14 protein-coding genes and 3 tRNA genes are annotated in these 20981 nt (G+C 72.6%); 15 read left to right on the top strand and 2 right to left on the bottom strand.

The window, feature by feature from the left end; genetic code table 11:
• The first annotated feature begins 87 nt into the window (after window positions 1–87).
• The 3 genes from Q1A09_RS18610 to ilvC all read left to right on the top strand — a co-directional run bounded on the left by Q1A09_RS18610 (window position 88) and on the right by ilvC (window position 3766).
• Window positions 88–2034: an acetolactate synthase large subunit gene (locus Q1A09_RS18610; protein ID WP_299958393.1), complete on the top strand. Its 1947-nt coding sequence runs from the start codon at window positions 88–90 to the stop codon at window positions 2032–2034.
• A gap of 84 nt (window positions 2035–2118) precedes the next feature.
• The gene (gene ilvN / locus Q1A09_RS18605) at window positions 2119–2643 is read left to right on the top strand and encodes an acetolactate synthase small subunit (protein ID WP_299958391.1); all 525 of its coding nucleotides are present in this window, start codon (window positions 2119–2121) and stop codon (window positions 2641–2643) included.
• A 97-nt stretch (window positions 2644–2740) separates the two neighbouring features.
• Entirely contained in the window at window positions 2741–3766 is a 1026-nt protein-coding gene (gene ilvC, locus Q1A09_RS18600) for a ketol-acid reductoisomerase (RefSeq protein ID WP_299958388.1), read from the top strand.
• A gap of 92 nt (window positions 3767–3858) precedes the next feature.
• Here ilvC and Q1A09_RS18595 read toward each other — a convergent pair whose 3' ends face one another.
• A complete protein-coding gene (locus Q1A09_RS18595) occupies window positions 3859–4977 on the bottom strand; it encodes a hypothetical protein (protein ID WP_299958385.1) in 1119 nt (372 codons plus the stop codon).
• A gap of 161 nt (window positions 4978–5138) precedes the next feature.
• Here Q1A09_RS18595 and serA point away from each other — a divergent pair, with 161 nt between their 5' ends.
• The 4 genes from serA (at window position 5139) to cimA (ending at window position 13670) form a co-directional block, all read left to right on the top strand.
• Window positions 5139–6740: a phosphoglycerate dehydrogenase gene (gene serA, locus Q1A09_RS18590; RefSeq protein ID WP_299958382.1), complete on the top strand. Its 1602-nt coding sequence runs from the start codon at window positions 5139–5141 to the stop codon at window positions 6738–6740.
• Between the two features lie 500 nt (window positions 6741–7240).
• A complete protein-coding gene (locus Q1A09_RS18585) occupies window positions 7241–10504 on the top strand; it encodes a S8 family serine peptidase (RefSeq protein WP_299958379.1) in 3264 nt (1087 codons plus the stop codon).
• 155 nt (window positions 10505–10659) lie between these two features.
• On the top strand, window positions 10660–11682 hold the full coding sequence (locus Q1A09_RS18580) for a 3-isopropylmalate dehydrogenase (RefSeq protein ID WP_299958376.1): 1023 nt from the start codon (window positions 10660–10662) through the stop codon (window positions 11680–11682).
• Between the two features lie 365 nt (window positions 11683–12047).
• On the top strand, window positions 12048–13670 hold the full coding sequence (cimA, locus tag Q1A09_RS18575) for a citramalate synthase (protein WP_299958373.1): 1623 nt from the start codon (window positions 12048–12050) through the stop codon (window positions 13668–13670).
• A 194-nt stretch (window positions 13671–13864) separates the two neighbouring features.
• Here cimA and Q1A09_RS18570 read toward each other — a convergent pair whose 3' ends face one another.
• Window positions 13865–14260, bottom strand: a complete 396-nt coding sequence (locus Q1A09_RS18570) for a VOC family protein (protein WP_299958368.1) — start codon at window positions 14258–14260, stop codon at window positions 13865–13867.
• Window positions 14261–14315: 55 nt separating this feature from the next.
• Between Q1A09_RS18570 and Q1A09_RS18565 the strand changes: the two genes are divergently transcribed.
• The 8 genes from Q1A09_RS18565 to Q1A09_RS18530 all read left to right on the top strand — a co-directional run bounded on the left by Q1A09_RS18565 (window position 14316) and on the right by Q1A09_RS18530 (window position 20894).
• On the top strand, window positions 14316–15125 hold the full coding sequence (locus tag Q1A09_RS18565) for a fumarylacetoacetate hydrolase family protein (RefSeq protein WP_299958366.1): 810 nt from the start codon (window positions 14316–14318) through the stop codon (window positions 15123–15125).
• Entirely contained in the window at window positions 15122–16606 is a 1485-nt protein-coding gene (gene gltX, locus Q1A09_RS18560) for a glutamate--tRNA ligase (RefSeq protein ID WP_299958363.1), read from the top strand. Before Q1A09_RS18565 ends, gltX begins: the two co-directional genes overlap by 4 nt.
• Before the next feature lie 374 nt (window positions 16607–16980).
• A complete protein-coding gene (locus tag Q1A09_RS18555; RefSeq protein ID WP_299958360.1) occupies window positions 16981–18108 on the top strand; it encodes a CPBP family intramembrane glutamic endopeptidase in 1128 nt (375 codons plus the stop codon).
• Between the two features lie 84 nt (window positions 18109–18192).
• Window positions 18193–18264, top strand: a tRNA-Gln gene (locus tag Q1A09_RS18550).
• A gap of 54 nt (window positions 18265–18318) precedes the next feature.
• A tRNA-Glu gene (locus Q1A09_RS18545) sits at window positions 18319–18391 on the top strand.
• A gap of 120 nt (window positions 18392–18511) precedes the next feature.
• Window positions 18512–18584 (top strand) — tRNA-Glu (locus Q1A09_RS18540).
• 278 nt (window positions 18585–18862) lie between these two features.
• Window positions 18863–20539, top strand: coding sequence for a sodium:solute symporter family protein (locus Q1A09_RS18535; RefSeq protein ID WP_299958357.1), 1677 nt, complete (start codon window positions 18863–18865; stop codon window positions 20537–20539).
• A 31-nt stretch (window positions 20540–20570) separates the two neighbouring features.
• Window positions 20571–20894: a hypothetical protein gene (locus tag Q1A09_RS18530; protein WP_299958354.1), complete on the top strand. Its 324-nt coding sequence runs from the start codon at window positions 20571–20573 to the stop codon at window positions 20892–20894.
• Window positions 20895–20981: the final 87 nt, after the last annotated feature.

The raw sequence follows: 20981 nt of genomic DNA, 5'->3' as shown, positions 1-20981 counted from the left end.
GGGTTTTTTGTTGGCCGGGCACCGCTCGGCCGGACCGCCGAGCGACCCGCCGCAGCACCCCACCCCGCGCCCAGGGAGATCGACCAGATGAGCACCCCCAGCAGCTCCGGCCGCACCGCAGCGGCCACCCGCCCCGCCACCGGCCCGGCTCCCGGCGCCGGCGCCGCGCCGGCCACCCCCATGCAGCCCACCGAGGCGGCCGCGCAGTCCACCCTCGGGGTGGAGACCACGGCCCGCACGATCGCCGAGGTCGCGAGCGAGCCGGTCTCGGGGATCACCGGTGCGCAGAGCCTGGTGCGGTCGCTGGAGGCGGTCGGCGTCGAGGTGGTGTTCGGCATCCCGGGCGGGGCGATCCTGCCCGCGTACGACCCGCTGTTCGACTCCGCGCTGCGGCACGTGCTGGTCCGGCACGAGCAGGGCGCCGGGCACGCCGCCACCGGGTACGCCCAGGCCACCGGCCGGGTCGGGGTCTGCATGGCCACCTCCGGGCCGGGTGCGACCAACCTGGTCACCCCGCTGGCCGACGCCTACATGGACTCGGTGCCGATCGTCGCCATCACCGGCCAGGTGCCCAGCGCCGCGATCGGGACCGACGCCTTCCAGGAGGCCGACATCCGCGGCATCACCATGCCGATCACCAAGCACAACTTCCTGGTCACCGACCCCGACGAGATCCCGCAGCGGATCGCCGAGGCCTTCCACCTGGCCGGCACCGGGCGCCCCGGCCCGGTCCTGGTCGACATCTCCAAGGACGCGCTGCAGGCCACCACCGACTTCAGCTGGCCGCCGCGGCTGGACCTGCCCGGCTACAAGCCGACCACCCGCCCGCACGGCAAGCAGGTGCGCGAGGCCGCCGCGCTGATCGCCGGCGCCGGCCAGCCGGTGCTCTACGTCGGGGGAGGGGTGCTCAAGGCCGGCGCCACCGCCGAGCTGGCCGAGCTCGCCGAGCTGACCGGCGCCCCCGTCGTCACCACGCTGATGGCCCGCGGCGCCTTCCCGGACAGCCACCCGCAGAACCTGGGCATGCCCGGCATGCACGGCAACGTCACCGCGGTCACCGCGCTGCAGAAGGCCGACCTTCTCGTCGCCCTGGGCGCCCGCTTCGACGACCGGGTCACCGGCGAGCTGTCCAGCTTCGCGCCGCACGCCGCCGTCGTCCACGCCGACATCGACCCGGCCGAGATCGGCAAGAACCGCAGGGCCGACGTGCCGATCGTGGGGGACGCGAAGGCCACGATCGCCGAGCTGGTCACCGCGCTGCGCGCCGAGCACGAGGCCGGCCGCACCCCGCAGCTGACCGGGTGGTGGGCGCAGCTGGAGGACTGGCGCGCCCGCTACCCGCTGGGCTACGACTGGCCCGAGGACGGGATGCTCTCCCCGCAGTACGTGATCGAGCGGCTCGGCGCCATCGCCGGTCCGGACGCGATCTACGCCTCCGGGGTCGGCCAGCACCAGATGTGGGCCGCCCAGTTCGTCAAGTACGAGAAGCCCGGCACGTGGCTCAACAGCGGCGGCCTGGGCACGATGGGCTACGCCGTCCCCGCCGCGATGGGCGCCAAGTTCGGGATGCCCGGCACCACCGTGTGGGCCATCGACGGCGACGGCTGCTTCCAGATGACCAACCAGGAGCTGGCCACCTGCGCCATCGAGGGCATCCCGATCAAGGTCGCCGTGATCAACAACGGCAACCTCGGCATGGTCCGGCAGTGGCAGACCCTGTTCTACGAGGGCCGCTACTCCAACACCCACCTGAACACCCACGGCGGGAAGGAGGGGACGGCGCGGCAGGTGCGCATCCCCGACTTCGTCACCCTCGCCGAGGCGCTGGGCTGCGTGGGTCTGCGCTGCGAGTCCAAGGACGACGTGGACGCGGTGATCGAGAAGGCCATGGCGATCGACGACGCCCCCGTGGTCATCGACTTCATCGTCGGCTCCGACGCCCAGGTGTGGCCGATGGTCGCCGCCGGGTCCAGCAACGACGAGATCCTGGCCGCCCGCGACGTCCGCCCGGTCTTCGGCGACGGACAGGTCTGAGGACCCCCTTTCCCCCCACCACTCGCAGGCTCGCGGCGGGCCCCTGAAAGGGGGCCGAACCGCAGATCGGAATGAGGTCCTCTCATGCCACGACACACGCTGTCGGTGCTCGTCGAGAACAAGGCCGGTGTGCTGGCCCGGGTCTCGGCGCTGTTCAGCCGGCGCGGCTACAACATCGAGTCCCTGGCGGTCGGCCCGACCGAGAACCCGGACCTGTCCCGGATGACGATCGTGGCCGACGCCGAGGCCCAGCCGCTGGAGCAGATCACCAAGCAGCTGAACAAGCTGGTCGAGGTGATCAAGATCGTCGAGCTGGACACGGCGGCCGTGCAGCGCGAGCTGCTGCTGGTCAAGGTGCGCGCGCCGCTGGCCGACCGGGCACAGGTGCTGCAGACTGCCGAGCTGTTCCGGGCCCGGGTCATCGACGTCAACGTCGACACCGTCACCCTCGAGGCGACCGGGACGCCGGACAAGCTGCAGGCACTGCTCGCCGTCCTCGCTCCGCTGGGCATCAAGGAGATGGCCCAGTCCGGCACCGTCGCCCTGGGCCGCGGCCCGCGGTCGATGAGCGGCGCCGGTACCTTGCGCCCCGTCGAGCGCAGCGCCTGACGAAGGACCCCCTCGCCCCCCACGAGGCGCTCCGCACCCCGCGGGGCCCTACGAGGGGGCCGTTCCAGCACCTCACCAACCGAAGGGAACCGCCCGCATGGCCGCCGAGATCTTCTACGACGACGACGCCGACCTCTCGATCATCCAGGGGCGCACCGTCGCCGTCCTGGGCTACGGCAGCCAGGGCCACGCCCACGCGCTGTCGCTGCGTGACTCCGGCGTCGACGTCCGCGTCGGCCTGCCCGAGGGCTCCAAGAGCCGGGCCAAGGCCGAGGCCGAGGGGCTGCGCGTGGTCACCCCCGCCGAGGCGTCCGCCGAGGCCGACCTGATCATGATCCTGGCGCCGGACCACGTGCAGCGGAAGCTGTACACCGAGTCGGTCGAGCCCAACCTGCAGGACGGCGACGCACTGTTCTTCGGCCACGGCTTCAACATCCGCTTCGGCTACATCAAGCCCCCGGCCGGCGTCGACGTCGCCATGGTCGCCCCGAAGGGCCCCGGCCACCTGGTGCGCCGCGAGTTCAGCGACGGCAAGGGCGTGCCCTGCCTGATCGCCGTCGAGCAGGACGCCTCCGGCTCGGCCCAGGCGCTCGCGCTGTCCTACGCCAAGGCCATCGGCGGCTCCCGGGCCGGCGTCATCAAGACGACGTTCGCCGAGGAGACCGAGACCGACCTGTTCGGCGAGCAGGCCGTGCTCTGCGGCGGCATGTCCGCCCTGGTCGCCGCCGGGTTCGAGACCCTCACCGAGGCCGGCTACCAGCCCGAGATCGCCTACTTCGAGTGCCTGCACGAGCTCAAGCTGATCGTCGACCTGATGTACGAGGGCGGCATCGCCAAGCAGCGCTGGTCGGTCTCCGACACCGCCGAGTACGGCGACTACACCTCCGGCCCGAAGGTCATCGACGCCCGCGTCAAGGAGTCGATGAAGGAGGTCCTCACCGCGATCCAGGACGGTTCCTGGGCCGCCGGCTTCATCGCCGACCAGGACGCCGGCGCGCCGGACTTCACCGCCAAGCGGGCCGCCGCCGAGGCACACCCGATCGAGGCGACCGGCCGTCAGCTCCGTGGCCTGATGAGCTGGGTCAGCGCCAGCGACGACTACACCGGCACCGCCGCTCGCTGACCGACGGCCCCGACTCCCGGGGCCGGCTGGACACCACAGGGCCCCCGCAGCGATCGCTGCGGGGGCCCTGTGTCACTGCTGGGCGGACGTCGTCACTGCCGGCTCAGCGCCCGGCGGCGGCGGTGCGCGGCGAAGAACTGCCCCGACGAGCGCAGGCACAGCAGTACCAGCATCGCGAGGGCCGCGGCGAACAGCGCCACCAGCAGGACGACGCCGCCGACGTCACCGGACTGCGAGGGCTCCAGCGCGATGCCGATGAGGCCGAAGAGCAGGACCAGCCCGGTGCAGGCGACCGCGATCGAGGAGCCGACCAGCAGCAGCACCCGGCTCCGGCCGCGCAGCGCCAGCACCGCACCCCACACCATCACCACCGTCCAGGCCAGTGCCAGCAGGGCGATGACGACCAGGACGGCGCGCACGTCGCCTACCTCCGCGGTCGTGCCGGTGTCCAGGGCGGGATCGCTCTCCAGCACGTCGGCCAGGTCGTCGATGAGCGCACCGCCGGCGAACAGCCCCACGGTCACCAGCAGTCCGAGGCCCGCGTGCACCAGGGCGAGCACCGCCGCGGTGATCACCGTGCCGGGGCGGGCCGGCCGCTCCTGTCCGGTGAGCTGCCCGGGCTGCTGCTCGTAGGGCGAGGGCACGTACTGGCCCTGCCCGTACTGCGCCTGCCCGTACTGGCCGTACTGGCCCTCGGACTGGCCCTGCCCGTACTGCCCCTGCGAGTACTGGACGGCCTGCCCGTACTGGCCCTGCCCGTATTGGCCCTGCCCGTATTGGCCCTGCCCGTACTGCGGCTGCCCGTACTGCGGCTGGCCGTACGGCTGCTGCTCCTGTCCGTACTGCTCCTGTCCGTGCTGGCCCTGTCCGTGCTGGCCGTGTCCGTGCTGTCCGTACTGGCCCTGTCCGTGCTGGCCGTACTGGGGCTGGCCGTGCTGGCCCTGTTCGTACGGCGACTGCCCGGACTGCGACTGCCCGTAGGGCGACTGCCCGTACTGGGGCTGCCCGTACCGAGGCTGTCCGGACGGACCCGCCCCGGACTCGGCCACCTCGTGCGGCGACTGCTCGTAGGGGGACCGGCCGTGGGCGGTCGAGCCGGTGCCCTGCGCGGCGTCGGGCTGGCCGGGGCGTTCGGCGTCCGGCTGACCCGGTGGCCGGCCGAACGGGGTCGTCTCCTGACGGCCCTGGGCGTCGTCCCGGTCGTTGTCCATGATCTCCTCCGCACGAGGCCGGTGGCACCGGCGCTGAGCCGTCAGGATGGCCGGGCGCGGGGAGCCGGGCAAGCACGGCCCCGGCCCGCCGCCGTCCATCCAGTGGGACCGCCGGGCACCGGCGCCCCGTGGGCGCGCCGACCTCCCTACGCTGTGCTCCCGTGACCACGACCACGCCCGTCGTCCTGATCGCCGAGCAGCTCGCCCCCAGTGTGCTGGAGGTGCTGGGAGAGGACGTCGAGATCCGGCACGTCGACGGCGCCGACCGCGCGGCGCTGCTCCCCGCGCTGGCGGAGGCGTCCGCGGTGCTCATCCGGTCGGCCACCCAGATCGACGCCGAGGCGCTCGCCGCCGCCCCCCAGCTGAAGGTGGTCGCCCGCGCCGGCATCGGCCTGGACAACGTGGACGTCGCCGCCGCCACCGAGCGCGGTGTGCTGGTGGTCAACGCGCCCACGTCCAACATCGTCAGCGCCGCAGAGCACGCCATCGCCCTGCTGCTGGCCGCGGCCCGGCACATCCCGGCCGCCGACGCCTCGCTCCGGGACGGGAAGTGGGCCCGGTCGAAGTTCACCGGCGTCGAGGTCACCGAGAAGACCGTCGGCGTGGTCGGGCTGGGGCGGATCGGCGTCCTGGTGGCGCAGCGGCTGGCCGCCTTCGGGGTCACGCTGATCGCCTACGACCCCTACATCCAGGCGGGCCGCGCGGCCCAGCTCGGCGTCCGGCTGGTCTCCCTCGACGAGCTGCTGCGCGAGTCGGACTTCATCACCGTGCACCTGCCCAAGACGCCGGAGACCCTCGGCCTGATCGGGGCCGAGCAGCTGGCCGCCACCAAGCGCGGCGTGATCATCGTGAACGCCGCCCGCGGTGGCCTGGTCGACGAGGCCGCGCTGGCCGATGCGCTCCGGTCCGGTCAGGTCGGCGCCGCCGGCATCGACGTCTACGCGAAGGAGCCGTGCACCGACAGCCCGCTGTTCGGGCTGCCCAACGTGGTGGTCACCCCGCACCTGGGCGCGTCGACCACCGAGGCGCAGGACAAGGCCGGCACCGCGGTGGCCCGCAGCGTGCGGCTGGCCCTGCAGGGCGACTTCGTCCCCGATGCGGTCAACGTGCAGGCCGGTGGCGTGGTCGCCGAGGACGTGCGGCCGGGGCTGCCGCTGGCGGAGAAGCTGGGCCGGGTGTTCACCGCCGTGGCCGGCGGGCTGGCCCAGTCGGTGCACGTCCAGGTGCAGGGCAAGATCGCCGAGTTCGACGTCTCGGTGGTGCAGCTGGCGGTGCTGCGCGGCGTCTTCTCCGACGTGGTGGAGGAGGCGGTCACCTACGTGAACGCGCCGCTGCTGGCCGACCAGCGCGGTCTGGACGTCAGCCTCTCCAGCAACACCGACAGCCCGGACTACCGCAACCTGATCAGTGTCCGTGGCGCGATGGCCGACGGCACCGAGGTCGCCGTCTCCGGCACGCTCTACGGCAAGAACCAGGTGCCCAAGCTGACCGAGGTGAGCGGCTTCGACCTCGACCTCACCGCCGACGGCCACCTGCTGTTCTTCGTCTACGGTGACCGGCCCGGCGTGGTCGGTGCCGTGGGCGCCGCGCTGGGCGAGGCCGGGGTCAACATCGCCGGCGCCCAGGTCAGCCGGACCACCCAGGGCGGTGAGGCCCTGATGGCGGTCACCGTGGACAGCCCGGTCAGCGGGGAGCTGCTGTCGGAGATCGGGCAGCGGATCGGTGCCCGCCAGGCCCAGGTCGCCGACCTCACCGCCAGCTGACACCCACACCTCCGGCTGCCGAGGCCGCGTCGTCCCACCCGGACGACGCGGCTTCGCTGCGTTCGGCGGCCGGTCCCGCGGGCAGTCATCTGCCGTTGGTCGAGGTGGTTGAGGACTGTTGCATCGTGTCAACCGCCCGTTCACGTTCACCCGTTCGGCGTACGGCGCGCCGGAAGACAAACGGTCGGCACAGGCCCGAAACCCAGCCGTGTCACAGCCGCGGCAGATGCTGCACACAACGGTCCGCACTGCTCCGAACGGCCTATTGGCCGTTAGTCAGGGCAACGACCACGGTGTGACTGTTCCGTCTCGGCGCCGCACGCGCGGTGACGACACGGCCGTCGCAGAACTCGCTGACAGGGGTGCACGTGGGTCCGAGAAGTACGTATTCGCAGCGGGCGGGACGCCGACGCGTCCTCCTCCGCACGGGGGTCGTCGCCGTTGCGGCCACCCTCGCCAGCACCGGGGCCGGCAGCGCGCTGGCCGCCCCCGCCGCGCCGGTGACCGACCGGGCACAGGCCACGCTCGACGCCGCCCAGCTGGAGCAGGTCCGCTCCCAGCTGGCGGCCCGGGCCGACTCCGGTCGACCGGCCGGACTGCCCGAGAGCGGCCCGGCCTCGTTCTTCCTGCAGATCGACACGCCGGCGACCTCGGAGGTCTACACCGAGGCGCTGGCCACCAGCAGCGCCGCCCAGGCCGCCGAGGCGGCCCGGGCCGCCCAGCCCGGGGTGGAGGCCGCGGCCGAGGAGGTCGTCGCCGAGCTGCCCGGTGCCGTCGCCGACGCCGAGGTGCTCTACACCGCCTCGACGGTCGTCTCCGGTGTCGCGGTCTCCGCCGACGCCGCCGACTACGAGGCGCTGACCACGCTGCCCGGCGTCACCGCCGTGCTGCCGATCACCCCCAAGGAGACCAGCAACACCGGTGCGGCCGAGGTCGTCCGGGCCGTGGAGGCCTGGGAGGCGCTGGGCAACACCGGTGAGGGCGTCTCCGTCGGCATCATCGACACCGGGATCGACTACACCCACGCCGACTTCGGCGGCAGCGGTGACGTCGCCCAGTTCAACGCGATCCAGGCGGCCGAGGCGCAGCCCGCCCCGGCCGGCGTGTACCCCAACGCCAAGGTCGTCGGCGGGCACGACTTCGTCGGCGACAGCTACAACGCCGACCCGGCGTCCCCGGCCTACCAGCCGGTCGCCATGCCCGACGAGAACCCGCTGGACTGCAACGGCCACGGCACGCACGTGGCCGGCACCGCCGCCGGCTTCGGGGTGACCGCGGACGGCGCCACCTACACCGGCGCCTACGACGAGTCCTTCGACCCCTCGGCCCTGCGGATCGGCCCCGGCATGGCGCCGGACGCCGAGCTGTACGCGCTGAAGGTCTTCGGCTGCGAGGGCTCCACCAACGTCACCATCGAGGCCATCGAGTGGGCCATGGACCCCAACGGTGACGGGGCCATCGACGACCACCTCGACCTGGTCAACCTGTCCCTCGGTTCGGAGTACGGCCTGGCCGACGACGCCGACGCGATGGTCGCCAACGAGGCGATGGCCCACGGCATGCTCGTGGTGATGTCGGCCGGCAACTCCGGCGACAGCTACGACATCGGCGGCTCGCCGGGCAACGCCCCGCGCGGCATCGGCGTCGCCGCCTCCAACGACGGCTACGGCGTCTTCGACGGCTGGCAGGTCGTCTCCGGCGGGGGCCCCGAGGGCGTCCGCCCGGGGCTGCGCTCGGTCGCCTACAGCGACATCGACGAGGCCGGCAACGTCAAGCCCGACGTCACCGGCCCGGTGGTGCTCCCCGAGGCCGGGGACGACCCGACCGGCTGTGCTCCCTGGAGCGGTGACTACAGCGGCGAGATCGTGCTCATCGAGGCCGCCGGCTTCGCCTGCGGCTCGGTGGCCAAGGGCGGCAACGCCCGCGACCACGGCGCGATCGGCTTCATGATCATCGGCGACGACGACCTGCTGGAGACCGGCATCACCGGCGTCCCGCAGATCCCGGGCATCCTGATCACCGCCACCGACGGGGCGGCGCTCGCTGCCGCCGTGCAGGCCGGCCCGGTCACCGTCACCTTCGGGCCCAGCCTGAAGGACGCGGCGTCCGTCGAGGTCCCGGAGCAGATCGACCTGCTCGCGTCGTTCTCCTCGCGCAGCAGCCGGCAGGTGAACGGCCTCAAGCCGGACGTCTCCGCGCCCGGTGTGACGGTGTACTCCGCCTCGGTCGGCACCGGCACCGAGGGCGTCAGCCTGTCCGGTACCTCGATGGCCGCACCGACCACCTCCGGGGTCACTGCGCTCATCCGCGCGGCGCACCCGGACTGGACGACGGAGGAGGTCAAGGCGGACCTGATGAACACCGCCGTCCACGACGTGCACACCGCCGAGGGCGTCGTCTACGGCCCGAACCGGCAGGGCGCCGGCCGGATCGACGCGAAGGCCGCCCTGGACAACCAGGTCCTGGCCTACGCCAACGCCGGCAGCGGCGTCGTCTCGGCGTCCTTCGGGGTCATCGAGGCCAAGGACCCGAAGGTGGTGCAGAACCGGCAGATCACCGTGTCGAACAAGAGCGACAAGACGGTGGGTTACCGCCTGAAGTACGAGGCGCTGGCCGAGCAGCCCGGGGTCAGCTACCGGGTCGAGCCGTCGGTGGTCAACGTCGCACCGAACACCAAGACGGTCGTCAACGTCGTCCTGACCGTCACCCGGGACCAGCTGCGCAAGGTGGCCGACCCGACGGTCGTCACCGACGACGGGCGGCAGTTCCTGGGTGAGGCCAGCGGCCGGGTGGTGCTGACCCCGAGCAAGGGCGACGCCCCGACCCTGCGGGTGCCGGTGCACGCCAACGCCAAGCCGGCGTCCAACCTGATCGCCCAGGACCGCAAGGCCGGCACCTCGATCACGCTGGTCGGCCGGGGCGTCAGCAACGGCCCGGCGTTCGGCCCGACGTCCTACACGTCGCTGGTCACGGCCCTCGAGGGCCTGGGCCGCAGCCCGCAGATGCCCAAGTGCACCGACGCGGCCGCCGCGGACTGCTACAAGTCCGAGCTGGAGCGTTCGGTGGACCTGGCGACGGTCGGGGTGGCCTCCGACGTGGCGGCGACCCCGGAGGACCCGTGGCTGTACTTCGGGGTCTCGGCGCACGGGAAGTACACCTCGCCGGAGACGGCCGTGAACTACGGCGTCTACGTCGACGCGACCGGTGACGGCGCGTGGGACTACCAGGTGACCACCACCCGGATCGCGGACTACGACGTGCCGCTGGTCGTCGTCACCGACCGGGAGTACGAGCTGCTCCCGGCCGGCGACCCGTACGTGGGCTTCATGAACCTGGCCGACGGCACGGTGGACACCAACGCGTTCGACTCCGACGTCCAGCTCATGGGCGTGCCCACCTCGGTGATGCCGCTGGTGCAGGGCCGGATCTCCTTCGGCGTCCAGTCGGCCAGCGCCTACGGCACGGTCGACAACGTGGGCACCGTGGTCAGCCCGGCCGGTGGGGCCGAGCTGGCGGCGGAGCGGATGAGCTTCGACCCGCTGCGCCCGGGCCTGTCGTTCACCGTGGACGGCGCCCCGGCGGTGCTCGTCCCGGCCACGAACGGCACGACGATCGCGGTCCAGCAGTCGGCGTCCTACGCGCAGGACACCTCGGTCGGTGGGTTCAAGGGCGCGATGGTCGTCGTGTCGCACAACGACACCGGGACCGGTCGCACGCTGACCGTGCCGATCTCGGTGAAGCCGGGGGCGCCCGCCCTCCCGTGACCCGAGGGTGGGGCCGGCGGCGACGCCGGCCCCACCACCCGGGTCCCGGACCGTCCTCCACGCACGGCTGACGCCCCCCTCGAGCACGCCTCGTGGGGGGCGTCGGCGTGTGCGGGTGCGGGTCGGTGACCCCACGACCACTAACCTCTGGCCTCATGCGGCTGGCAGTGGTCCCTGGAGACGGCATCGGTCCCGAGGTGGTGGCCGAGGGCCTCAAGGTCCTGGGCGCGGTCGCCCCCGACCTCGAGAGCACCCACTACGACCTGGGGGCCGCGCGCTGGCAGCGCACCGGCGAGCTGCTCCCGGACACGGTGCTGGAGGAGCTGCGTCAGCACGACGCGATCCTGCTCGGTGCGGTGGGCGACCCGGGCGTGCCCAGCGGCATCCTGGAGCGCGGGCTGCTGCTCAAGCTCCGCTTCGAGCTCGACCACCACGTCAACCTGCGCCCGGCCCGGCTGTTCGACGGCGTCCGCAGCCCGCTGGCCGACCCCGGCGAGATCGACATGCTGTGCGTGCGCGAGGGCACCGAGGGGCCCTACGTCGGCAACGGCGGCGTGCTCCGGCGCGACACCCCGCACGAGGTGGCCACCGAGGTCAGCCTCAACACCGCCTTCGGCGTCGAGCGGGTCGTGCGCTACGCCTTCGAGCGGGCGGTGGCCCGCCCCCGCAAGCACCTCACGCTGATCCACAAGACCAACGTGCTCACCCACGCCGGCTCGCTGTGGTCGCGCACCGTCGAGGAGCTCGCGGCGGAGTTCCCCGAGGTCACCGTGGCCTACCAGCACGTCGACGCCGCGGCGATGTTCTTCATCACCGACCCGGGCCGCTACGACGTGATCGTCACCGACAACCTCTTCGGCGACATCGTGACCGACGTCGCGGCCGCGGTCACCGGCGGCATCGGACTGGCCGCCAGTGGCAACCTCGACGTCTCGGGCACCAACCCGAGCATGTTCGAGCCGGTGCACGGGTCGGCGCCGGACATCGCCGGCCAGGGCGTCGCCGACCCGACGGCCACGGTGCTGTCGGTGGGCCTGCTGCTGGAGCACCTGGGCCGGCCCGAGCTGGCCAAGAAGGTCAACGCCGCGGTCGCCTTCGACCTGTCCACCCGTGACCCGAAGGCCACCATCCGCACCGCGGAGGTCGGCGACCGGCTGGCTGCGCTCTCCGGCGGCTGACACCCGGGCTGCTCGCCCGGCCGCTGCCGGGCCGAGTCGGCAGCGGCCGTGCCCGGGTGGCCGGCGAGCTCGCCGTCCTCGGGGTGGTGCCAGGTGTCCACGCGCACACGACCACGGTCCGCCGCGGGGTCGGCCCGTGGTCGTGTCGGCTGCACCGCGCCCGTCCGCCGGTCCCCGGCGTCCCAGTCAGTGGACCGGTGGTTCCAGGACCGCCGTCCGTCGTGCTGTACTGACGGTGATGGACGCCACCCGCACGATCATCATCGGCTAGCGCGCAGTCACCTCCCCGGACTGCGCGCGACCTCCCGTACCCCGGGAGGTTTTTTCGTGTCTGGGCCCAGTACCGAACCGACCCGGGAGACACCGTGGCCACGCGCCCCGCCACCGAGCTCGATCTCGACCCGACCGACTTCCACGTCTTCGACACGACCCTGCGCGACGGCGCCCAGCGCGAGGGCGTGAGCTGGTCGGTGGCCGACAAGCTCGCCGTCGCCCGGCTGCTCGACGAGATCGGGGTGGACTTCATCGAGGGCGGCTGGCCGGGTGCACTGCCCAAGGACACCGAGTTCTTCGCCCGCGCCCGCACCGAGCTGCACCTCCGGCACGCCCAGCTGGTCGCCTTCGGTGCCACCCGGAAGGCCGGCGTCCGGGTCGAGGAGGACCCGCAGGTCCGCGCCCTGCTGGACGCGGAGACCCCGGTCGTCTGCCTGGTCGCCAAGTCCGACGTCCGGCACGTGCGCGAGGCGCTGCGCACCACGCTGGCGGAGAACCTGGCGATGGTCGCCGACACCGTCGCCTTCCTGGTGTCCCACGGACGGCGGGTGTTCGTCGACTGCGAGCACTTCTTCGACGGGTACGCCGCCGACCCCTGCTACGGCGTGCAGGTGCTCGAGGCCGCCTTCGCCGCCGGTGCGGAGGTCGGGGTGTTGTGCGACACCAACGGCGGCATGCTGCCGATGGGCGTGGGCCGGGTGGTCGCCGACGTGCGGTCCCGCACCACCGGCCGGCTGGGTATCCACTGCCAGGACGACACCGGGTGCGCCGTGGCCAACAGCCTGGCCGCCGTCGAGGCCGGGGTCACCCACGTGCAGGGCACCGCCAACGGCTACGGCGAGCGGGCCGGCAACGCCGACACCTTCGCCCTGATCGCCAACCTGGTGACCAAGATGAGCCTGCCCGTGGTGCCGGCCGGCTGCCTGCCCGAGCTCAAGCGGGTCAGCCACGCCATCGCCGAGCTGGCCAACATCGCTCCCGACGACCACCAGCCCTTCGTCGGCGCCTCCGCCTTCGCCCACAAGGCGGGCCTGCACGCCAGCGCGATCAAGGTCCGCCCGGAGCTGTACAACCACCTCGACCCGGCGACCGTCGGCAACGACATGCGCATCCTGGTCACCGAGATGGCCGGCCGGGCCTCGGTCGAGTTGAAGGGCCGGGAGCTGGGCGTGGACCTGGCCGGCCAGGGCGACGCGATCGGCCGGGTCGTCGACCAGGTCAAGGTGCTGGAGGCCGACGGCTGGTCGTTCGAGGCCGCCGACGCCTCCTTCGAGCTGCTGCTGCGCGGCCAGCTGCCCGGCGCCCCCGGTCCGCTGTTCGAGCTGGAGAGCTACCGCACCTCCGTCGAGCACTGGGGCAACGGCGTCGTGGTCAGCGAGGCGACGGTCAAGGTGCACCTGCCCAACGACGACGGGACGACGGAGCGGGTGATCAGCACCGGCGAGGGCAACGGCCCGGTCAACGCCCTGGACAACGCACTGCGCCAGGCCCTGGTCAGCCGGCACCCGCACCTGGCCGGGGTCTCGCTGGCCGACTACAAGGTGCGCATCCTGGGCTGGAACGGCGGCACCAGCGCAACCACCCGCGTGCTGGTCGACAGCACCGACGGCGCAGGGGAGTGGACCACCGTGGGGGTGCACGACAACATCGTCGAGGCCTCCTGGCACGCGCTGGTCGACGCGCTGACCTATGCCGTTCGTCATCGCTCGCGATGACACCGCGGCCAGGAGACGTTCCCGACGGGCGCTGAGCCGTTTGTCGTGTCCCCGTCAGGGACCCTGCGGGCCCCGTGACCGGGCCACCGCCTGCGGCGGTCCGGTCATGTCGGCCGGTGGTCCCGTGTCCCGGTCAGGGACCCTGCGGGCCCCGTGACCGGGCCACCGCCTGCGGCGGTCCCGGCTCGGCCGGGTCAGGTCAGGGGGTGGACGGTGCTGCGCAGGAGGCAGAACTCGTTGCCCTCGGGGTCGGCGAGGACGTGCCAGGTCATGGTGTCGCTGAGCGGGCCCTGGCCGACGTCGACCTGCGTGGCGCCGAGGGCGAGCAGGCGCTGGAGCTCGTCGGCCTGGGTGCGGTCGGTGGCGTTCAGGTCCAGGTGCAGCCGGCGCCGGCCGGGCGTGGGGTCGGGCACCGGGACGAAGTCCAGCGTCGGCTGCGGGCCCTTCGGTTCCTGGCCCGGGACGCTGATCGTCACGACGCCGTCCTCGTCGGTGTCCAGGACGGTGTACCCGAGCACCTCGGCCCACCAGGCAGCGAGCGCGGCGGGGTCGGTGGAGTTGACGGCGATCGCGGTGATCCGGCTGGCCATGGCGCACGGTAACCGTCGTGGGGAGCACTCCCGCGGTGGCGACTAGCCTCGTGTCGTGCGCATCGTCCGTTTCGCCCACCCAGCCGGCATGTCCTTCGGAGTCCTCGACGGGGACGGTCAGGTCGCCCAGATCGAGGGCCACCCGTTCGGCCAGATCTCCTTCACCGGGCAGCGGTTCGCCGCCGCCGACGTGCGGCTGCTCTCGCCCATCCTGCCCAGCAAGGTGGTGGGCGTCGGCAAGAACTACGCCGACCACGTGCAGGAGATGGCCACCGGTGACGCGCCGAAGGAGCCGCTGGTCTTCCTCAAGCCGTCGACCTCGGTGATCGGCCCAGGTGACGCGATCCGCATCCCGGCCGGCAGCACCGACGTGCACCACGAGGTGGAGCTCGCCGTCGTCATCGGTGCGCGCGGCGCCCGTCAGGTGAGCCCGGAGCAGGCGATGGCCAGCGTCTTCGGCTACACGATCGGCAACGACGTCACCGAGCGGGCCATGCAGCGCAGCGACGGGCAGTGGACCCGCGCCAAGGGCTTCGACTCCTTCTGCCCGATCGGCCCGTGGATCGAGACCGACCTGGCCGGCCTGGGCAAGGACCCGGCCGACCTGGAGATCACCTGCACCGTGGACGGCGAGCTGCGCCAGTCCGGCCGCACCAGCCAGCTGCTGTTCGGCCTGCCCACGCTGATCTCCTACATCTCGCAGGTGATGACGCTGCTGCCGGGCGACGTGATCCTGACCGGTACCCCCTCCGGCGTGGGGCCGATCCGGCCCGGGCAGCGGGTCGAGTGCACGATCGAGGCGCTCGGGACCCTGGCCAACACGGTGGCCGGCGCCGACCCGACGTCCACGGCCGGCGCCCGATGACCGCCCCGTCGCGGCCGGTCAAGACCCGGTTCTGCCCCTCGCCCACCGGCCTGGTGCACGTCGGCGCGATGCGCACCGCGCTGTTCAACTGGGCGCACGCCCGGCACACCGGAGGCACCTTCGTCTTCCGGATCGAGGACACCGACGCCGCCCGCGACTCCGAGGAGTCCTACCGGCACCTGCTCGACTGCATGCGCTGGCTCGGCATGGAGTGGGACGAGGGCCCCGAGGTCGGCGGGCCGAACGGCCCCTACCGGCAGTCCGAGCGCGCCGAGGTCTACCGCGATGTGGCCGGGAAGCTGCTGGCCTCCGGCCACGCGTACGAGTCGTTCTCCACCAACGAGGAGGTCGACGCCCGGCGCCGCGCGGCCGGGCAGGACCCCAAGCTCGGCTACGACAACGCCGACCGGCACCTCACCGACGCGCAGAAGCAGGCGTTCCGCGACGAGGGGCGTGCCCCGGTGCTCCGGCTGGCGATGCCCGACGAGGACGTCGTCTGGACCGACCTGGTCCGCGGGGAGGTGCGGTTCGCCGCGGGATCGGTGCCCGACTTCGTGCTGATGCGCGGCAACGGCGCGCCGCTCTACCCGTTCACCAACCCGGTCGACGACGCGCTGATGGGCATCACCGACGTGCTGCGCGGTGAGGACCTGCTGCCTTCCACCCCGCGCCAGATCGCGCTGTACCGGGCGCTCACCGACATCGGGGTCGCCCAGGGGACGCCGCGTTTCGGGCACCTGCCGCTGGTGTTCGGCGACGGGAACAAGAAGCTGTCCAAGCGCGACCCGCAGTCGAACTTCGACGTCTACCGGGAGCGCGGCTTCCTGCCCGAGGGGCTGATCAACTACCTGGCGCTGCTGGGCTGGGCGATCGCCGACGACCGGGACGTGTTCTCACCCGCCGAGCTGGTCGAGGCCTTCGACGTCACCCGGGTCAGCGCCAACCCGGCCCGCTTCGACCTGAAGAAGGCCGAGGCGATCAACGCCACCCACCTGCGGGCGCTGCCGGTCGAGGAGTTCCTCGCCCGGGTGACGCCGTACCTGGCCACCGCCGGGCTGGTCGCCGAGCCGCCCACGGAGGAGCAGGCCCGGGTGCTCGAGGCGATCGCGCCGCTGGCCCAGGAGCGGATGATCGTGCTCTCCGACGCCGTCGGCCTGCTCGGCTTCCTCTTCACCGAGGACGTCGAGATCGAGCCCGCCGCGGCGGAGAAGCAGCTGGGCGCCGGTGCCGGCGAGGTGCTGGACGCCGCCGTGGCGGCGCTGCAGGAGCTCCCGGAGTGGACGACGCCGGCGATCGAGACCGCGCTCAAGGAGGCCCTCGTCGAGGGGCTGGGCCGCAAGCCCCGGCAGGCCTTCGGCCCGGTGCGCGTGGCGGTCAGCGGGCGCACGGTATCCCCGCCGCTGTACGAGTCGATGGAGCTGCTCGGCCGCGACCGCACGCTCGCCCGGCTGGCGGCTGCTCGCGCGACCGCGACCGGATGACCACCGGGGGCTGGGGCGGGCCGGCGCCGGGGCAGCCGCAGGGCGAGCCGTCCTACGCCGGCCCCCCGCCGACCGGTCCGTACGGTGCTCCGCCCCACGTACCGCTCGGCCCGCCACCGTGGGCCGGCGGGTACCCAGGGCCCCCGAACGGGGCGTCGCAGTACCCAGGGCCCCCGAACGGGGCGTCGCAGTACCCGGGGCCCCAGTACGGGACGCCGCAGTACCCGGGGCCCCAATACGGCGGGCCGCAGTACGGGGGGCCGCCGTACGGCGGGCCGCAGTACGGCGGGCCGCAGTACGGCGGGCCGCAGTACGGCGGGCTCCCGTACGGCGGGCCGCCGGTGGCGGGCCCCGCGTCGCGGCCCGCCCGGCCGGTGACGCCGCCCGGCGCCCCGCCGCACGCGATGCCCCGGCCCTATGTCCTGCTCATGCGGGCCCGCGACTGGGCGTGGTGGCGACCGGTGCTCGGGCTGCTGCTGTTCACCGTGCTGTACCTGGTCGCCGGCGGGGTGCTGGGCGTCGTCGTGTACCTCAGCGGCGTCGGGCTGGACCTGGCCCAGCAGGACCTCTTCGACGTCGCCGTCCTGCTGATCACCAACCTCTCGCTGATCGTGGCGATCCCGATCGTCTGGCTGTGCTGGCTGGTGCCGCACGGCCTGCGGATCGGCTGGTCGTCCTCGGTCCGGGGGCGGCTGCGCTGGCGGCTGTTCGCCCCCTGGACCTGGCGGGCGCTGGCCACGCTCGGACTGGCCGTGGCGATCAGCCTGCTGGTCAGCGTGGCCGCCTCCGGCGTCGACGTCACGGGGCCCACCGCGTCCTTCGGCTGGATGCTGCTGGTGGTGCTCACCACGACGCCGCTGCAGGCCGCCGCCGAGGAGTACGTCTTCCGCGGGTACCTGACCCAGGCGATCGCCGGGTGGATCGGCCGTCCGCAGGCGGGCGCGCTGGTCGCCGGGGTGAGCACGGCCGTGCTGTTCTCCCTGGCGCACCTGCCGCCGGACTTCGAGAGCTTCCTCTACCGCTTCGCCATCGGGCTGGCGCTGTCGGCGGTGGTGTGGCTCACCGGCGGGCTCGAGGCCGCGATCGCGCTGCACGCGGTGAACAACGTGGTGATCTTCCTGCTGGCCGGTGCGCTGGGGGACCGGGCCGCCGCCGTCGACCCCGGCGGTGTCCTGGGCTGGGCGACGACGCTGCTGGGGATCGCCGGGATGGCCGCCTTCGTGGCCTGGGTCGTGGTGGCCCGGCGTGGGATGTCCCTGGAGATGGTGAGCCCGGCCCTGGAGTTCGGCGCCGGCGGGAGCCCGGGGGCCGCGCTCGTCGGTGGTCCGCCGGGACCGCCCGCCTGGGGTGCGCCGGCGCCGGGCTGGAGCCCGCCCGGCTGGGGCCAGCAGGCCGCGCAGCCCGGGTGGGGACCGAACGCCCCCTCGCCGGTCGCGCGGCCCGGCTGGGGGCCGCCGGCGCCACCGCCGGCCGGTGGCTGGAGCCGGCCGCCGGCGAGCTGACGCGCCGGGGGAGGGGGTGCCTGTGCACCCCTCCCCGGCATCGGGTACAGTTCTCTCCCGTGCCGCAAGGCGCAGCACGACCCTTGGGGTATGGGGTAATTGGCAGCCCGACGGTTTCTGGTTCCGTTAGTCTAGGTTCGAGTCCTGGTACCCCAGCGAGGAGCACGACTCCTCAGCACGACCGCACCACAGCACCACCGAGCACCACCTGGCCCCGTCGTCTAGCGGCCCAGGACGCCGCCCTCTCACGGCGGTAGCGAGGGTTCGAATCCCTTCGGGGCTACACCTGGCAGAGCCCCCGACCCGCCCGGGTCGGGGGCTCTCGTCGTCTCCGGGTCCGGTCGGGCCGGGTGGGGCCCTGGTCCGGCCCGGTGGGCGGCTGTGTCAGAATCGGTCTGCACCTGGCCCCGTCGTCTAGCGGCCCAGGACGCCGCCCTCTCACGGCGGTAGCGAGGGTTCGAATCCCTTCGGGGCTACACCTGGCAGAGCCCCCGACCCACCCGGGTCGGGGGCTCTCGTCGTCTCCACCGGCCGCCGCGCGGCCCGGGTGAGGACGGTCGTCCACGCACTCCGTGGGGGTGCTCACACCCGTCACCCGTTGCGGTGACCAAGGAAATGCCGGGCTTCCCACCCGGTGTTAGCGTCTCGAAGCTGATCATCGCGCCGCACCACCGTGCCCCGCCCTGAACGGCAGGCAGAGGTCCCGGCCGTTCCGCGCCGGGGCCTGCTCTCACCCAACCTGGAGGGAACCCCGGTGGTCCTCGCAGCGGACGAAACTCTGCGGCTCGACGCGAACTTCATCGACTACGCGCTCGTCGCCGCCTACTTCGCGGTCGTCCTGCTCATCGGCTTCGCCGCCCGGCGGCGGGTGTCCGACAGCCTCGACTTCTTCCTGTCCGGTCGGTCGCTGCCGGCCTGGGTGACCGGGCTGGCCTTCATCTCGGCCAACCTCGGCGCCGTCGAGATCATCGGCATGTCGGCCAACGGCGCCCAGTTCGGCATGGCCACGTTCCACTACTTCTGGATCGGCGCCGTCCCGGCGATGCTCTTCCTGGGCGTCGTGATGATGCCCTTCTACTACGGCTCGAAGGTCCGGTCGGTGCCGGAGTTCATGCGCCGCCGGTTCGGCACGGGTGCCCACCTGGTCAACGCGCTGAGCTTCGCGCTGGCGCAGGTGCTCATCGCCGGCATCAACCTGTACCTGCTGGCCACCATCGTGAACGCCCTGCTGGGCTGGCCGCAGTGGATCTCGCTGATCGTCGCCGCCGCGGTGGTGCTCAGCTACATCACCCTCGGCGGTCTGTCGGCGGCGATCTACAACGAGGTGCTGCAGTTCTTCGTCATCGTGGCCGCGCTGCTGCCGCTGACGCTGATCGGCCTGCACCGGGTGGGCGGCGTCGGCGGCCTGATCGACTCGATCCGCGACAGCGGCAACGAGAACGACCTGAGCTCCTGGCCGGGCAGCGACCTGTCCAGCATCGACAACCCGGTGCTGTCGGTGATCGGGATCGTGTTCGGCCTGGGCTTCGTGCTCTCCTTCGGCTACTGGACGACGAACTTCGTCGAGGTCCAGCGGGCGATGGCCACCAAGTCCATGTCGGCGGCGCGGAGCACCCCGATCATCGGGTCGTTCCCGAAGATGTTCATCCCCTTCATCGTGATCGTCCCCGGCATGATCGCGGCGGTGCTGGTCAACGAGACCCGCGACCTGAAGGCCGGCGGCGACCCGGGCGTCACCTACAACGACTCGATCCTGCTGCTGATCCGCGACGTGCTGCCCAACGGACTGCTGGGCGTGGCGATCGCCGGCCTGCTGGCCTCCTTCATGGCCGGCATGGCCGCCAACATCTCCGCCTTCAACACCGTCTTCAGCTACGACCTGTGGCAGCAGTACGTGAAGAAGGACCGCCCCGACGACTACTACCTGAAGGTCGGCCGGGTGGCCACGGTCGGCGCCACGGTCGTCGCGATCTTCACCGCGCTGATCGCGGCGAACTTCGACAACCTGATGGACTACCTGCAGACGCTGTTCGGCTTCTTCAACGCCCCGCTGTTCGCCACGTTCATCCTGGGCATGTTCTGGAAGCGGATGACCGCGACCGCCGGCTGGACCGGGCTGGTGTCCGGCACGCTCGCCGCGGTGCTGGTGTGGTCGCTCAGCGAGACCGGTGTGATCGGCCTGGAGGGGCAGGGCGCCAGCTTCGTGGCCGCCGGTGCCGCGTTCGTGGTCGACATCGTGGTCAGCGTCGCGGTCAGCATGGTGACCGCCCCGAAGCCGGTCTCCGAGCTGGCCGGGCTGGTCTACTCCGAGACGCCGAAGGAGGTGCGCACCGACCCCGATGCGCACAAGCTGCCCTGGTACCAGTCGCCGACCAAGCTGGCCGGCATCTCCCTGGTGCTCGTCATCGTCCTGAACCTGATCTTCCGCTGACCGTCGCCAGCGTTCTCGAGAGGAGCACTCCATGAGCACCGCACACAACGGGCAGGACGCGGGCCAGGCGCAGGCGACCGGCGGCAAGCACACCGCCGGTGCCTACGACGTCCGCACGGTCATCGGTGGGTTGATCGGGTTCTACGGCGTCGTCCTGGTGGTCCTGGGCATCGTCGACTACGGGGAGGCCGAGGCGGCCAAGACCGGCGACTGGAACGCCAACCTGTGGGTCGGCATCGGCATGCTGGTCTTCGCCCTGGTCTTCGCCGCCTGGACGAAGCTGCGTCCGGTCGTCCTCGCGGACGGCGAGGCCGTCGAGGACCCCACGGGCGGAGCCGACTCCGCCGGTCGCTGACCCGCGACCCACCGCTGCCACGTCCGCGATCGGTCGGGGGCAGCACACACGAGGGCCCGCAGCGCACGCCGCTGCGGGCCCTCGTCT

The organism is uncultured Modestobacter sp., from assembly GCF_947486615.1.
GTDB lineage: Bacteria > Actinomycetota > Actinomycetes > Mycobacteriales > Geodermatophilaceae > Modestobacter.
This window is presented reverse-complemented; position numbering and strand designations above follow the sequence as displayed.